The organism is Paraburkholderia sp. Ac-20342 (genome assembly GCF_017104985.1).
GTDB lineage: Bacteria > Pseudomonadota > Gammaproteobacteria > Burkholderiales > Burkholderiaceae > Paraburkholderia.
This window is the reverse complement of the sequence record NZ_JAAGPQ010000002.1, coordinates 70044-84197: the sequence shown is the minus strand read 5'-3', so window position 1 is coordinate 84197 and position 14154 is coordinate 70044. Positions and strand designations below refer to the sequence as shown.

The 14154-nt window shown below is 63.8% G+C and carries 12 protein-coding genes; 6 read left to right on the top strand and 6 right to left on the bottom strand.

The annotated features are described in order from the left end of the window. Nucleotides 1-14: 14 nt before the first annotated feature. Together G3N58_RS01160 and G3N58_RS01155 are read right to left on the bottom strand one after the other, a co-directional pair. Nucleotides 15-1217: a Fic family protein gene (locus G3N58_RS01160; RefSeq protein WP_205988342.1), complete on the bottom strand. Its 1203-nt coding sequence runs from the start codon at nucleotides 1215-1217 to the stop codon at nucleotides 15-17. 165 nt (nucleotides 1218-1382) lie between these two features. Next, entirely contained in the window at nucleotides 1383-2429 is a 1047-nt protein-coding gene (locus tag G3N58_RS01155; RefSeq protein ID WP_167044668.1) for a trypsin-like peptidase domain-containing protein, read from the bottom strand. Nucleotides 2430-2664: 235 nt separating this feature from the next. Here G3N58_RS01155 and G3N58_RS01150 point away from each other — a divergent pair, with 235 nt between their 5' ends. Both G3N58_RS01150 and ppk2 read left to right on the top strand, forming a co-directional pair. Beyond that, nucleotides 2665-3066, top strand: coding sequence for a VOC family protein (locus G3N58_RS01150; RefSeq protein WP_205998291.1), 402 nt, complete (start codon nucleotides 2665-2667; stop codon nucleotides 3064-3066). Between the two features lie 248 nt (nucleotides 3067-3314). After that, a complete protein-coding gene (gene ppk2 / locus G3N58_RS01145; protein ID WP_167281943.1) occupies nucleotides 3315-4241 on the top strand; it encodes a polyphosphate kinase 2 in 927 nt (308 codons plus the stop codon). Between the two features lie 132 nt (nucleotides 4242-4373). Here ppk2 and G3N58_RS01140 read toward each other — a convergent pair whose 3' ends face one another. Then, a complete protein-coding gene (locus tag G3N58_RS01140; protein ID WP_205998290.1) occupies nucleotides 4374-5960 on the bottom strand; it encodes an inorganic phosphate transporter in 1587 nt (528 codons plus the stop codon). 523 nt (nucleotides 5961-6483) lie between these two features. Between G3N58_RS01140 and G3N58_RS01135 the strand changes: the two genes are divergently transcribed. Both G3N58_RS01135 and G3N58_RS01130 read left to right on the top strand, forming a co-directional pair. Further along, a complete protein-coding gene (locus tag G3N58_RS01135; protein ID WP_205988346.1) occupies nucleotides 6484-7326 on the top strand; it encodes a CHAD domain-containing protein in 843 nt (280 codons plus the stop codon). Nucleotides 7327-7469: 143 nt separating this feature from the next. Then, nucleotides 7470-9038: a GGDEF domain-containing protein gene (locus tag G3N58_RS01130; protein ID WP_241016211.1), complete on the top strand. Its 1569-nt coding sequence runs from the start codon at nucleotides 7470-7472 to the stop codon at nucleotides 9036-9038. A gap of 228 nt (nucleotides 9039-9266) precedes the next feature. Here G3N58_RS01130 and G3N58_RS01125 read toward each other — a convergent pair whose 3' ends face one another. The 3 genes from G3N58_RS01125 to G3N58_RS01115 all read right to left on the bottom strand — a co-directional run bounded on the left by G3N58_RS01125 (nucleotide 9267) and on the right by G3N58_RS01115 (nucleotide 12271). After that, nucleotides 9267-10364: a VTT domain-containing protein gene (locus tag G3N58_RS01125; protein ID WP_205998289.1), complete on the bottom strand. Its 1098-nt coding sequence runs from the start codon at nucleotides 10362-10364 to the stop codon at nucleotides 9267-9269. Nucleotides 10365-10534: 170 nt separating this feature from the next. Then, complete coding sequence (gene folE, locus G3N58_RS01120) at nucleotides 10535-11173, bottom strand: GTP cyclohydrolase I FolE (RefSeq protein ID WP_167044651.1); 639 nt, start codon at nucleotides 11171-11173, stop codon at nucleotides 10535-10537. Nucleotides 11174-11341: 168 nt separating this feature from the next. Further along, nucleotides 11342-12271 carry a LysR family transcriptional regulator gene (locus G3N58_RS01115; RefSeq protein ID WP_205998288.1) on the bottom strand — a complete coding sequence of 310 codons (930 nt, stop codon included), beginning with the start codon at nucleotides 12269-12271 and terminating at the stop codon, nucleotides 11342-11344. A 423-nt stretch (nucleotides 12272-12694) separates the two neighbouring features. Here G3N58_RS01115 and G3N58_RS01110 point away from each other — a divergent pair, with 423 nt between their 5' ends. Together G3N58_RS01110 and G3N58_RS01105 are read left to right on the top strand one after the other, a co-directional pair. Further along, on the top strand, nucleotides 12695-13402 hold the full coding sequence (locus G3N58_RS01110; RefSeq protein ID WP_167044644.1) for a 3-oxoacid CoA-transferase subunit A: 708 nt from the start codon (nucleotides 12695-12697) through the stop codon (nucleotides 13400-13402). Nucleotides 13403-13415: 13 nt separating this feature from the next. Further along, nucleotides 13416-14075, top strand: coding sequence for a 3-oxoacid CoA-transferase subunit B (locus G3N58_RS01105; RefSeq protein WP_167044641.1), 660 nt, complete (start codon nucleotides 13416-13418; stop codon nucleotides 14073-14075). Nucleotides 14076-14154 lie beyond the last annotated feature (79 nt).

The following is a 14154-nucleotide window of genomic DNA, read 5'->3' as shown; positions in this document are numbered from 1 at the left end:
GGGTTGCGGTTTGCCTATTCCTGGTCGACTTCGGGCCACAAGCGTGGGAATAGAAAGCGAAGGCTTTTTAGTGGGAGTCCAAAGGAAAGATCACCGCGATGCGAAGGCGAATCGAGCAGACCGATATCGAGTAGGGAGCGCGTAATCCGGCGCGCCAGAACATCGCTTACGCCGAGCATCTGATTGAATTCCGCGCGCGTGACTGCGCGGCGCGTCGCCACGAATTCCATAGCCAGTGCTGATGCTTCCGGTTTGATAACCGATTTTTCCGAACCGATCATCCATGGATTGGAATCGAAATATCGCAATAGATCGTGCAGGCGATCCGCAATGCCGTCGAATCCGGTCATGCGGACCATAAAGCTGACCTGGTCCAGGCAACAGTCCAGAAAGAACTGGGCGAACTGCACCAGGCCTTCCTGAGAGAGTGTGCCCCGGCCATCGAGATCATTACGGCGCCGCTGATCGGCCTCGCTTAATCTGACATAGTACTGCTCATGTTCTCGCGCAAGGCCGCGAAGCGGGGACCATAAACCGTGCGTCAAATCGGCTGCACGCAGGGCGAGATGCGAATGCAGGCGCGCGACCCGGCCGTTGCCGTCCGCAAACGGGTGAATCCATGCCAACCGATGATGCGAGCAGGCAATGCCGATCAGCTGGTAATCCTTGATTCGTATGCGTGCATATCGAGTGGACCAGGCATCGAGTAGCGGCTCGATCATCTCGGGCTCCGGCGCCAGATGCCGGCCTACCGTGACATCCGCCTGGCGAAGCTTGCCGGGTTCAATCGGCTCGCCCTCGCTGGTAAAGCGCTCGTCGACCGGCAGATAGGAAAAGAACCGGTTGTGAATGGCGGCAAGCCGTGCGGGTTCGAACAGGGCGGATACCCCGAGCGAAAACCACTCTTCTTCAAGCGTGGTTTCCGTTGCGATATGCGCCAGCGCAAGGCGCTGTTTTTTGCGTTCGGCCATATCGGCGGAATAGTTCCGCTTGAGCGCGGCCTCGATTCGGGCAGGCGTGGTGTGCTGGCCTTCGATCTTGTTTGTGTAGTACGAATTCATTGCCCGCAATTGCGGCACGAGCGCAGCGGCAAGTGGCGTTCCGCTTACGGCAAGCAGCTTTTGTGACGAATCGACGAGTTCGGCGGTGCGTTCGAGCAGCGGATCGAGTACGCGCTCCTCGGGAAACAATGGTTCGAACGAAACGACGGTTGTCATAACAGACAATACGGTTCTATGTAGGGTTTAATGTCCTCGATTATATATCGCAACTAATTGGTTTATAAGGGATAATTTATTTTTATGTAGGGTTGAATGTAGGGTTCGATGTAGAGTGCCCCAGCCCTACCCAGGGGCCGGCCGCGGCGCGGCCAACCCCTTTCCTCACCCCGCCTGCTCCACCGGCGTCAACGTCAGTTCCACCCGCTGCGCGCCGCGCAGCACGGTCACGCTGACTGGCCTGTCGATACGCGAAGCGTCGAGCGTACGTTGCAGGCTATCCACATCCTGCACCGGCTGTGAGTCGATCGCGACAATCGTATCGTCGGTGCGCAAGCCGCCGAGCGCGGCCGGGCTGCCCTTGACGATTTCCATTACATGCACGCCGCTTTGCGCGCTAAGCCCGAAATAGCGCTGCATACGTCGCGACAGCGGCATCGTCGTGCCGGCCACGCCGATATACGCGCGCCGTACGCGGCCATAAGCAAAGATCTGCATGATGACCCATTTGGCGGTATCGATTGCCGTCGCAAAGCAGATTGCCTGCGCGCCGGGGATGATCGCCGTATTGACGCCGATAACCTGGCCCGCCGAATTGATAAGCGGGCCGCCCGAATTGCCGGGATTGAGCGCGGCGTCGGTCTGGATCACGTCGTAGATCATGCGGCCGGAATTCGAGCGCAGCGAACGGCCCAGTGCCGAGACCACGCCGGTCGTGACGGTCTGCTGAAGGCCGAGCGGATTGCCGACCGCAATCGCAATCTGCCCGACGCGCAGCTTCGACGATTCGCCAAGCTCGACATGCGGCAGCGGCTCCGGCGAACCGATGCGCAGCACGGCGAGATCGCTGCCGGGGTCGTCGCCGACCAGATCGGCGTCGAATTTCGCGCCGTCGGCAAGCGTCACCTGAATATGCGTCGCGCCATGCACGACATGGCTATTGGTCAGCAGATAGCCGTCCGGCGTAAATAAAAAACCCGAGCCTGTGCCGCCGCGCGCGCCGCGGCCGTGCCCGGACGGCTCGCCCGGCAGGCGGCGTTCGACGGCGATAAAGGCGACCGCCTGCTGGACGCGCTCGAGCGCGCCGATCACGGTGCGCGAATAGGCGTCGAGCAGGGCAGTGTCGTCGCTAAGCGGTTCGGTGGATTGGGGCCCGGGGGCGTCGGATACGGCGCTCGACAGGTCATCGATAAAGCGGGGGCGGCTTCCCATGGCGATGCTCCGGATAGGCGGGCACAAAGATGCGGGGCGCGCCGAGGATTTTTCAAGGGCGCGCGCATGGGGATGGGACGGCGGCGTGTGAGACACTTGCCGCATGCCGGCGGTTGGGTGCGGGCTCGCGAATTCGAGGTTGATTCGAGGTTAAGTGGGGCGTGCTGGACCGATATCGATAGTGTGGTCTCCATGCCTATGCCGCTGCGCTTTATCGATAAAAAGGAGACGCTTTATGCCCGCAACTGCTTCCTCGTTATCGTCGCAAACCGCTTCTTCCGAACCGCGGATCGAATCGCTGAGTGCGATTACGCTGGCTACCGGCGATATGCGGCGCGCCGTGCCGTTCTACGAAGCGCTCGGTTTTCCGCTTAAATTCGGCGGCCCGCAGGAGACGTTTACATCGTTCGCATTCGGCGGAATCTATCTGAATCTGATTGCCGATGCTCGCGCGCCGGTCAACTGGTGGGGGCGCGTGATTATCTATGTATCGGATGTCGACGCGCTCTATCGCAAAGTACTCGCGGCGGGATTGCAGCCATCGTTCGCGCCATCCGACGCGCCTTGGGGCGAGCGCTATTTTCATCTCACCGATCCGGATGGCCACGAACTGAGTTTCGCCCGGCCGCTAGGCTAGTGGCGGCGTTTGCGATTAGGCTGGCGACTCCATCCAGCCGCTGATCCGGCTATCGGATCGGCGGCCGAATTTGCCGCCGGGAACCGCGCAAAACTCGCTATCCTCGCTATCATGAGTCGCACCGATGCATCGGCAATCTTACGATGCGGTAACAAGGATGACACCTTCTACTCCGATAATCGAGCAACTGCGTCCGCGCCGCGCTTGCCGCTGCGCGCCAATCCATTTCTGTTGCGAGGAGAGCCGCAATGAAAGAGCTTGACCCGAGATCCGAAGCCGAAGTCATGGCGGAGCGGCAACGCCGTTTCGAAGAGGACCTCATCGATGCCTATGACGAAGAGCTCGAAATGGAAGTCGATGACCGCATTATCGACGGCCCGGACAGCTTTACGCCCGAGCATCGCGAGGCGCGCAAGCAGTACTTCCGCGAGCTATTCCGCCTGCAGGGCGAACTGGTCAAGCTACAGGACTGGATCGTGCAGACCGGCCATCGGGTCGTCGTGATCTTCGAGGGGCGCGACGCGGCCGGCAAGGGCGGTGCGATCAAGCGCATTACGCAGCGGCTTAATCCGCGCGTCTGCCGCGTCGCTGCGCTGCCCGCGCCGAATAACCGCGAGCGCACGCAATGGTATTTCCAGCGCTATGTCTCGCATCTGCCCGCGGGCGGCGAGATGGTGCTGTTCGACCGTAGCTGGTACAACCGCGCGGGTGTCGAGCGCGTGATGAATTTCTGCACCGATGACGAGTACGAAGAATTTTTCCGCTCGGTGCCGGAGTTCGAAAAGATGCTTGTGCGCAGCGGCGTGCAGATTATCAAGTACTGGTTTTCGATTACCGACGAAGAGCAGGAAATCCGCTTCCAGAACCGTATTCACGATCCGCTCAAGCAATGGAAGCTGAGTCCGATGGACCTGGAAAGCCGGCGTCGCTGGGAAGCGTATACGCAGGCCAAGGAAGTAATGCTGCAACGCTCGCATATTCCCGAGGCGCCGTGGTGGGTCGTGCAGGCCGTCGACAAGAAGCGCGCGCGCCTGAACTGTATTCAGCATCTGCTGAGCCAGGTGCCGTATCACGAGATCGAGCATGCGCAGATCGATTTGCCGTCGCGCGTCTATCACGAAGACTATAGCCGTCAGCCGGTGCCGCAGACGATGATCGTGCCCGAGGTGTATTGAGGCGCGATTGGCGGTATCAGATTGGCGGTATCAAATAGCAGGGCAAAAAAAGCGCGGTACGTTTTCTACGTACCGCGTTTTTTTATTGGCGAGGCCGGCGGTTACATCAACCGCCGGCCTGGACACTCAAGCTTAGAACACCGTCCGGAACAGCCAGTACAGACCCGCGGCGAGCGCGATCGAAGCGGGCAGCGTCAGCACCCATGCGAGGATCAGGCTGCGCACCGTGCTCCATTGCAGACCCGAGCCATTGGCCGCCATCGCGCCGGCCACGCCGGACGAGAGCACATGGGTCGTCGAAACCGGCAGGCCGTATACGTCGGCGGCGCCGATCGTCACCATTGCCACGACTTCGGCCGCCGCGCCCTGGCCATAGGTCAGATGCTGCTTGCCGATCTTTTCGCCGACCGTCACGACGATGCGCTTCCAGCCAACCATCGTGCCGAGCCCCAGCGCGATCGCGACCGCCACCTTGACCCATGTCGGAATGAACTTGGTGGCGTGATCGATCTGCGTTCTGAAGTTGCCGATCACCTTCGCATGCTCCGGCGCGAACTGCGGCTGGTTGGCCTTCTGCATCAGGCGGATCGCTTCGGACGTGACATACATATTGTTGCGCACGTTATCGACGATACCTTGCGGCACCGCGGCCATCGAGCCCGATGAGCCGACCTGGCTGCCGATCTGCGCGGTCAGCTGTTGCAGCGCGGGCAGCGTGGCCGGCGTCAGATGGCGTGTGCGTACGAACTCTTCGACATCGGCACGCGGATTCGCGGAGGGCGCCGCGCCCTGCGTATAGTTCGCGAGCGTCGTCGCGGTTTGCTGCGCGACGGCGACGAAGTTCTGCGTCTGCTCGGCGGTGACCGCCTTGTTTAGCGCATAGGCGGTCGGCACCGTGCCGATCAGGATCAGCATGATGAGGCCCATGCCTTTCTGGCCGTCGTTCGAGCCGTGTGCGAACGACACGCCCGTGCAGGTCAGAATCAGCAGACAGCGAATCCAGAACGGCGGCGGCTCCTTGCCCTTCGGCTCGGCATAGAGCGCCGGCACGCGCACGGCCGCTTTCAGGATCAGTAGCAGCAGGCCGGCGAGCAGAAAGCCCACGATCGGCGAAAACAGCAGCGACTTGCCGACGCCGAGCGCCTGGTTCCAGTCGACGCCGCTCGTGCCGCTCGCACCGTGCATCATCTGATTCATCAGGCCCACGCCGATGATCGAGCCGATCAGCGTATGCGAGCTCGATGACGGCAACCCGAAATACCAGGTGCCGAGATTCCAGATGATCGCGGCGATCAGCAGTGCGAACACCATCGCAAAGCCCGCGCTGCTGCCGACCTGCAGGATCAATTCGACCGGCAGCAGTTGCAGGATGCCGAACGCGACCGCGCCGCTCGACGTCAGCACGCCGAGAAAATTCCACGCGCCGGACCAGACGACCGCGAGGTTCGGTGTCAGCGAGTGGGTATAGATCACGGTGGCGACCGCGTTCGCCGTATCGTGAAAGCCGTTGACGAACTCGAAGCCGAGCGCGATCAGCAGTGCGATAGCGAGCAGCAGATACGGCAGGAACGAGCTTTCGCGAACGGGTTGCAGATCGTCGAGCAGATTGACGGCGCAATAGATGACGCCGGCGCCGAGCAGGGCGAGAAAGATAAACAGGCCGAAATTGCGCCCTTTGCCGCTAGCAGCGCCTGGTTGCGGATACGAGAGTTCCGGCATGACATGAGCCCCAAAAAGTGAGTCGCAGAGTTTCCGATGCTGCTTTCTTTACATGTCGTAATAATGACAATTGCGTGACGGCACTACAGGGTCTGCTTAACGAAGGCGTGGCAGTCGCTACGTGGCGGTGCGCCGCTCCAGAAAAGGGGTTTTCCCGCATGGCGGACGCAAGCGCACGGATGTCCGAAGCGAACCGGGCCGGCGGCCCGTTACGACGTGCTGGTGCTGCGTTGACCGGAGAAGCCCGCGTGTGGAGCGCAACCCTCGTGGCTTGCGGCTCGTGGTGCGCGGTGATGATGGCGTGCTGCGCGGCTCGACGATTGCGCCGCCCGCGTATAGATCAAGATAGACGCTCGCGACACGCGGCGCCATCGTGCTGCAAGGAAGAGTGTACGGGTATGGATGCGCGTGGGAAATATTTGCGGGCGTTTTTATGCGTATCGAGGGTATCGAATGGGTTGCATACCCGCTGAGTCCCCTTTTTGCTACCCTCGAAGTAACGTCGTGTTGCGGGGGAGTGTCGATGAAGCAAGACAGCGGGACAACCAGCCAACTGGCGCAGGACGCTTCGGCGCAGCAGGCATTTGCATCCTATGCCAGGCCGCTGATCGGCGAGGCGATCGAACTTGCCGAGGCGGTGCATCAGGACCCGTCGCCCGAAGCGCTGCACGAGCTGCGCGTATCGTTGCGGCGCTTGCGCTCATTGTGGTGGGCCTTCGCGCCGTTGCTCGACGAGGGCGAGAATGCACGCCAGCGCGCGGTCTATCAGTTTCTCGCGAGCGCGGCCGGCAAGACGCGCGACTGGGACATCCTGATCGAATTGCTCGCGCGGAACCGCAGCGCGAGGGAACTGATACCCAAACTCGAGGAAGCACGCGGCGAAACGCTTGCGGTTAGCCGCCAAACGCTTCTGAATGCGGACGTCAAGCATCTGCTGCGCGATGCATTCACGCGCACGACGGCGGAACTGAATACCGCGCACGCACCGCGTATTGCGCTGCGTCAATTTGCGTTCAAGCGCGTCAGCGCATCGAAGCGGTCGATGAAAAAGCGCGTCAAACGCGCAAGCCGCGCAAAGCGCTCCGATTACGCGGCTTTTCACGACGTCAGGAAAGCGGGCAAGAAACTGCGCTATCTGTTCGAGTTTTTCGGGCCGGTTCTGAAGGGCGGCCAGAAGCGCACGCTCAAGCGTTTAAAGCGCATCCAGAAATGCTTCGGCGAGCTGAACGACACGGTCGCAAGCGAGGCGCTGTTGCGCGACAATGCCGCATTGCTGGCCGGCGCCGGCGATTTCGACGGCGCGCTGCAGTGGCTCGATAAGGAGCGCAAGCGCCATTTGCGCGCGGTGGCCGGATTGCTGCGCTGATCGCACGCGCTTACGCAGTGCGATGCAGTGCGACGCAGTTCGGCTCGCCGACGCCGCGCGGGCCTGCCAGATTCGAAGCATGACCGGGGTGTAGGCCGCAGCGCAACGACGCCGCGGCGGGATCGTCCGCGAAAGGAGAGTTGATGAGCGTGGCATGGCGGACGCTGCTGTGGCGGTTGCATACGATGTTTCATCTCGGCAGGGCCGCCATGACGCGCTACCTCGGCAACCGGCCATGGCTCGCCGGCGTGGCGGGCACGCTGGTCGCCACGCTCATGGCGGTGCTGACGCTATTGACGCTCGACGCGGGCCGCACCGAAACGCTCGATCATGCGCGGCAGACCTCGCGCAATCTCGTCTCGATCATTTCCGCCGATCTCGCGCGCAACGTCGAAATCTACGACCTGTCGCTGCAATCGATGGTGGACGGCGCGCGCAATCCGGTTATCTCGGCATTGCCCGTCAAGGTGCGGCGCTCGCTGCTGTTCGAGCGCGCGACCACCGCGCCCTATCTCGGCGGCGCCTATCTGATCGGCGCCAATGGCGCAGTCATGGTCGCGCAATACGACGACGCCCACCCCGCGGTTCGTCTCGACGACCGCGATTATTTTCAGGCGCAGCAGCGCAATCCGGCGGCCGGCCTGTTTTTCTCGCATCCTTACCGCTCGCGGCTGCGCGACAACAAACTGTCGATTGCGCTGACGCGGCGCATCAACGACGAGCAGGGCGGCTTTGCCGGTATCGCGCTGATCGCGATTCGCATCGAGTATTTCCAGCATCTGATCGATCGCGTCGATCCCGGCAAACAGGGCTCGGTGTTTATCGCGATGAGCGACGGCACGCTGCTTGCGCGCAAGCCGTTTGTCGCGCGCGATATCGGCGCGAGCATCGCGAAGTCGCTCTCCTTTCAGACGATGGCGACGCACGATGCCGGGACCTATCTGTCGGTCGCGGCCGTCGACGGCGTGCGCCGCATCTATAGCTACGCGCATGTACCGGGCACGCCGCTGATCGCGGTGGTGGCGCCTGCCGTCGACGACGTGCTCGAACCGTGGCGGCACCGCACCGAGATTGCCGTTGCGCTGACGTTCGTATTCGGCGGCGTCTTCGTTTTCGTGTCGTGGCTGCTGGCGTTTGCATTGCGCGACAAGCAGCGCGCGCAGGCCGCGCTGGTGCGGCTTGCCGCGACCGATCCGCTGACGCGGCTCAGCAATCGCCGCGTGCTCGACAAACGGCTCGACGAAGAATGGGGACGCGCGCGGCGCGAGCAGCAGCCGTTGTCGGTGCTGTTTGTCGATATCGATCACTTCAAGCGCTTCAACGATACCTATGGTCATGCGAGCGGCGACGAAACGCTGATCGCGGTGGCCCGTTGCATCTCGTCGGTTGCGCGGCGCCCGGCCGATCTGGTCGCGCGCTATGGCGGCGAGGAGTTCGTGGTGCTGCTGCCGGACACGACGGCGCAGGGCGCCTTCGAGGTTGCCGAGCAGATTCGCCGCAAGGTGGCAAGCCTGGCGATCGAGCGCGGGCACGATACGCCGCTTGCAGTGACGGTGAGCGTCGGTTGCGCGAGCGCGATGCCCGCGCATGGCGGCAGCGCGCTCGAATTGCTGGCTACCGCCGATCAGCAGTTGTATATCGCCAAGGAGCAGGGACGCAATCGCACGAGATCGGCGCAATGGGACGAGTGCGCGGCGACGCAGGGGACGTAGGTATCGGTGCTTTGTGCGGCAAGGCATGTGGCGCAAAGCAAAGCGCATGCGGGGCTGAAGCGGCGCCGGTGCGGCGCTTGCGTCGTCGTGGCCGTGCGGCGTGGCTTCGCGATTGCCGCCGTGCGGCGCGGTGCGCCTCGATGCGCTTGAAGCCGCTTCAATCCGCTTGAGCCTGTGTGAGCCTGCTTGAGCCCGCCTGACCTTGCTTTACCCCCGCCTGACTCCGCTTCAACTTGCCCTGACGCGGCTTACACGCGGCGCGCTGCGTGGCGCGAAACCGCGCAGCGTGATCGCATCCTGCGTGTCGCCGCGCGAGCGCGGCATCTTCGTGGCCGCCGCAATCTGTCCCTCCTTATGCGCCGGCAAGCCGACCGGAAAGCCGCGCCGCTGCCATGCGTCGAGCCCGCCGCGTAGCGCTCGAATCCGCGTATAGCCGTTGCTGCGCATCCGTTGCGAGACGTCGAGCGCGGTCGCGCTGTCCGGGCAGATGCAGTAGATCACCATGTCGTGCGTACGCAGCGCGCCGTCGAGCTGCTCGGGCGAATGCGGATCGAGCGCGAGCGCGCCGGGGATGCCGTGCGTCGAGTCGAGCAGCGGCGCGCCGGGCCGGGCATCGAAGACTTGCGACGGCGCCATGCGGCGCCAGCCGCGCGCGATTTTCGGCGCGGGCCGCGCGGGTTGCATGGATGACTGCACCGAGGCTTGCAGCGAGGCTGCGCGCGCGAGCCGCCGCCCACGGTCGCGCGCATACAGGCGATACAGCAGATACGCGAGCGCCGCGGCGAGCAGGAGATCGGCGAGCGTGCCGCCGCGCGATTCGACGAATGCGCGCAGCATATGCAGCTCTCTTTGGACCGCCGCGCCGCCCAGCAGCCAGAACGTCGCCCAGCCGAGCGCGCTCATGACATCCCAGAGCGCGTAGATACGGGCATCGACGGCGGTCGTGCCCATCAGCGGCGGGGTGATGAGGCCGAGCCCCGGTACGAACTTCGAGATCGACACGAGCGGCACGCCATAGTGCTCGAAGAGCGAGCGCGCCATCTCGAGCCGCGTATCGACGGCCGGCGACAGACGGCCGAGCGCCGCCAGCAGCTTGCGGCCATAGAGACGGCCCGCGGCGAACCAGGCGCCGTCGCCGAGCACTGCGCCGAGCACGGCCGCGCCGAGCACCGGCCAGAACGACAACGTGCCGGCGGCGATCGCCGAGCCCGCGAACAGCAGCACCGGGACCGCGGGAATCGGCATGCCGAGGCGCGTCAGCAAGACATTGGCGAATACGATTGCGCCGCCCCAGGTGGAAATCGCCGACGACGGAAGCTCTACCAATTGAGGCGCTCCTGTTCCTGCGGTTGGGCCGATGCTGCCGGGGCGGCTGGCCCTGGCCGGCTTCACTTGACCGGCTTCAGCGGCCAGCTTCGGTGTCCAGCGTCAGGGGCCGCGACGGCCCGCAAGGCAAGGCTCGGGCGTTCGGAAGAAGTCTCGAGCCCTGATCCCGCTCACGTATTCGGCACCGCCATTCCGCCGGGGCTGCCGACGATCGACAGAAACTCGCGGCGCGTCGACGGATCGGTGCGGAACGTGCCGAGCATGCGCGAGGTGACCATCGTGACGCCGGCCTTATGCACGCCGCGCGTCGACATGCACTGGTGCGCGGCTTCGAGAATCACGCCGACGCCGGCCGGTTGCAGCACGTCGTTCAGCGTATCGGCGATCTGCACGGTCATCTTTTCCTGGATCTGCAGACGCTTCGCGAATGCATCGACGAGCCGCGCGAGCTTCGAGATGCCCACCACGCGATGCTGCGGCAGATAGGCGACGTGCGCGCGGCCGATGATCGGCACCATATGGTGCTCGCAATAGCTTTCGAAGCGGATGTCCTTCAGCACGATCATTTCGTCGTAGCCGTCCACTTCGGAGAAGGTGCGGGCGAGGATTTCGCGCGGATCGGTCTGGTAGCCCGCGAAGAACTCCTCGTACGAGCGGACCACGCGCGCGGGCGTGTCGAGCAGCCCTTCGCGGCGCGGATCGTCGCCGGCCCAGCGCAACAGCACGCGCACGGCGGCTTCAGCTTCTTCGCGGCTCGGGCGGGGCTCGGCCGCTGCGGTTTTGGTCTTTTTTGCCTTGCTGCTGGTCATGCGTCGTTCCTCCTGGATCGCGCGGCGACGCTGCGCGTGGCGCGCGGGGTCAGTCACTGCGGCCATTGTTCCATGTTTGCGCGCAAAGGTGTCGAAGTTCCCGGCGGCGGTCAGGGCGCGCGAGGGAACCGCGTCGATTGCCGCGCGCCCGCGTGCGAAGCGGCACGCTTACTTCGGCCATTCGTCCATCGCGTCGTTGAAGAGCTCGGAGACCACGCCACGCAGCCATGTGCCGCGCGGATCGTTATGAAACTTGCGATGCCAGTGCTGCCGCAGATCGAAGCGCGGCAACGGTAGCGGCGGTTCGACCAGCATGATCGACGCATGCTCCGAGACATAGGCGAAGCCGATCGCGTGCGGCACCGTCGCGAGCAGGTCGGTGCGCGCGAGGATAAACGGCAGGCTCATGAAGTGCGGCGTTTCGAGCACCGCGCGGCGGTTGATGCGCTTTTTCGCCAGATACTGTTCGAGCACTTCCTGGCTGCGTCCCTCGGAGCGCACGACCGCGTGGCCCGAGGCCACGTACTGCTGGAGCGTGAGCGGCGCCTTCGCGAGCGGATGGCCGCTGCGCATCAGGCAGATGAAGCGGTGCGTGAAAAGCCGCTGCTGGAAAAAGTTATTGCCCGCGAGGTCCGGGAAATAGCCGACCGCGAGATCGACGTCGCCCGATTCGAGCCCGCGCTCCACCTGCGACGGCGACAGCGTGACCGAGCGCAGATTCGCGCACGGCGCGCGCTCGGCGAACAGTTGCAGAAGCCGCGGCAGAAACACGATTTCGCCGACGTCGGACAGCGCGATCGAAAACGTATGGGTGCTGGTGGCCGGCTCGAAGTCCTGCACGTCGAGCATGCCTTTCTCGATGCGCAGGAGCGCGTCGCGCGCGGCGGGCAGGATCGCGAGCGCGCGCGGCGTCGGCTCCATGCCTTTGGAGGTGCGCACGAAGAGCGGATCGTCGAAGTATTCGCGCAGCCGGCCGAGCGCGGTGCTGACGCGCGGCTGGCTCACGCCGAGCTGCTCGGCGGCGCGGCTCACGTTGCGCGTGTCTTCCATCGCGACGAGGTAGGGGATCAGGTTCAGATCCAGCGGTGTCTCGGACATGCTCGGCTCGTTATCGGCTTGCGGGGCGGGCGGGCGGTCGGGCGGGCACGGGTGCGGCTCGTTTGTGCCTATTCCGTATCGCTATAAAGGGTAGTTGAAAAATCTCCCGTAAGCATACTGGGAATAGCCGTTGGCGGTTTTTTCGCGCGCCGCGAAGCGCGCGTTGTCACGTGCCGCGACCTATGATGAAGGGGATTTCCCTGCCTTGACAATGCGGCCCAAGGGCAACCATAATCGCCGAATCGTTCGCTAAACGAATCACTGTTCATACAACGAACAAATCGACGGTGAACGAACCGAAGGCGCCAGCCCGCTCCCAACGTCGCGAGCCGTCGCCAGCATGCCCGGAGACTGTTCCGCGCGAGCCTTGCCGGTTACGGCGGTACGCTCGGCGGCACGTAGTGCCCCCAAAGGAAATTCGACATGATCAACAAGATTTTCGAGTCACTGCAGTCGGCGGTCGCCGATGTCCACGACGGCGCGACCGTCATGATCGGCGGCTTCGGCACGGCAGGGATGCCGTCGGAGCTGATCGACGCGCTTATCGAGCAAGGCGCGCGCGACCTGACCATCGTCAACAACAACGCCGGTAACGGCGACATCGGCCTCGCCGCGCTGCTGAAGACCAAGCGCGTGCGCAAGATCGTCTGCTCGTTCCCGCGCCAGAGCGATTCGTATGTGTTCGATGCGCTCTATCGCTCCGGCGAAATCGAACTCGAACTCGTGCCGCAAGGCAATCTCGCCGAGCGCATCCGCGCGGCGGGCGCCGGCATCGGCGGCTTTTTCACGCCGACCGCGTACGGCACCAAGCTCGCCGAAGGCAAGGAAACGCGCCTGATCGACGGCCGCCACTATGTGCTCGAAGCGCCGCTGCATGCGGACTTCGCGCTGATCAAGGCGTACAAGGGCGACCGCTGGGGCAACCTGATCTACCGCAAGACGGCGCGCAACTTCGGCCCGATCATGGCGAGCGCGGCGAAAACCGCGATCGTGCAGGTCTCGCAGGTCGTGCCGCTCGGCGGCCTCGACCCGGAAGAAATCGTCACGCCGGGCATTTTCGTGCAACGCGTGATCGAAGTGCCGCAAGCGGTGCATGCCCCGACGCCCAATCCTCACGACGCTGCTGCCTGATTCGGAGACCGACATGAAGAAACTGACCCGCGATGAAATGGCCAAGCGCGTTGCCCAGGATATTCCTGAAGGCGCTTACGTGAACCTCGGCATCGGCGTGCCGACGCTGGTGGCGAACCACCTCGCCACCGACAAGGAAATCTTCCTGCACAGCGAAAACGGTCTGCTCGGCATGGGCCCGGCACCGGCGAAGGGCGAGGAAGACGACGAACTGATCAACGCCGGCAAGCAGCACGTTACGCTGCTGACGGGCGGCGCCTATTTCCACCACGCCGATTCGTTCGCGATGATGCGCGGCGGCCATCTCGACTTCTGCGTGCTCGGCGCGTTCCAGGTGTCGGCGAAGGGCGACCTCGCGAACTGGCACACCGGCGCACCCGACGCGATTCCGGCTGTCGGCGGCGCGATGGACCTCGCGATCGGCGCGAAGCAGGTCTACGTGATGATGGAGCACCTGACCAAGCAGGGCGAAAGCAAGATCGCCGCCGAGTGCTCGTACCCGGTTACCGGTGTCGGCTGCGTGACCCGTATCTATACGGACCTCGCGATGATCGACGTGGCGAAGGAAGGCCTCGTGGTGCGCGAGATCTTCTCGGATATCGGCTTCGACGAGCTGGTGAAGCTGACCGGCGTGCCGATGACCGACGGCACGCAGTCCGCGCGCGCGGCCTGATGGCTGGCTGAGTGGTGCGACAGGGCCGGCGCCGATGGAGCAAACTCTTCGTTGGCGCCGGCCCGGCAATTTCGGCGCC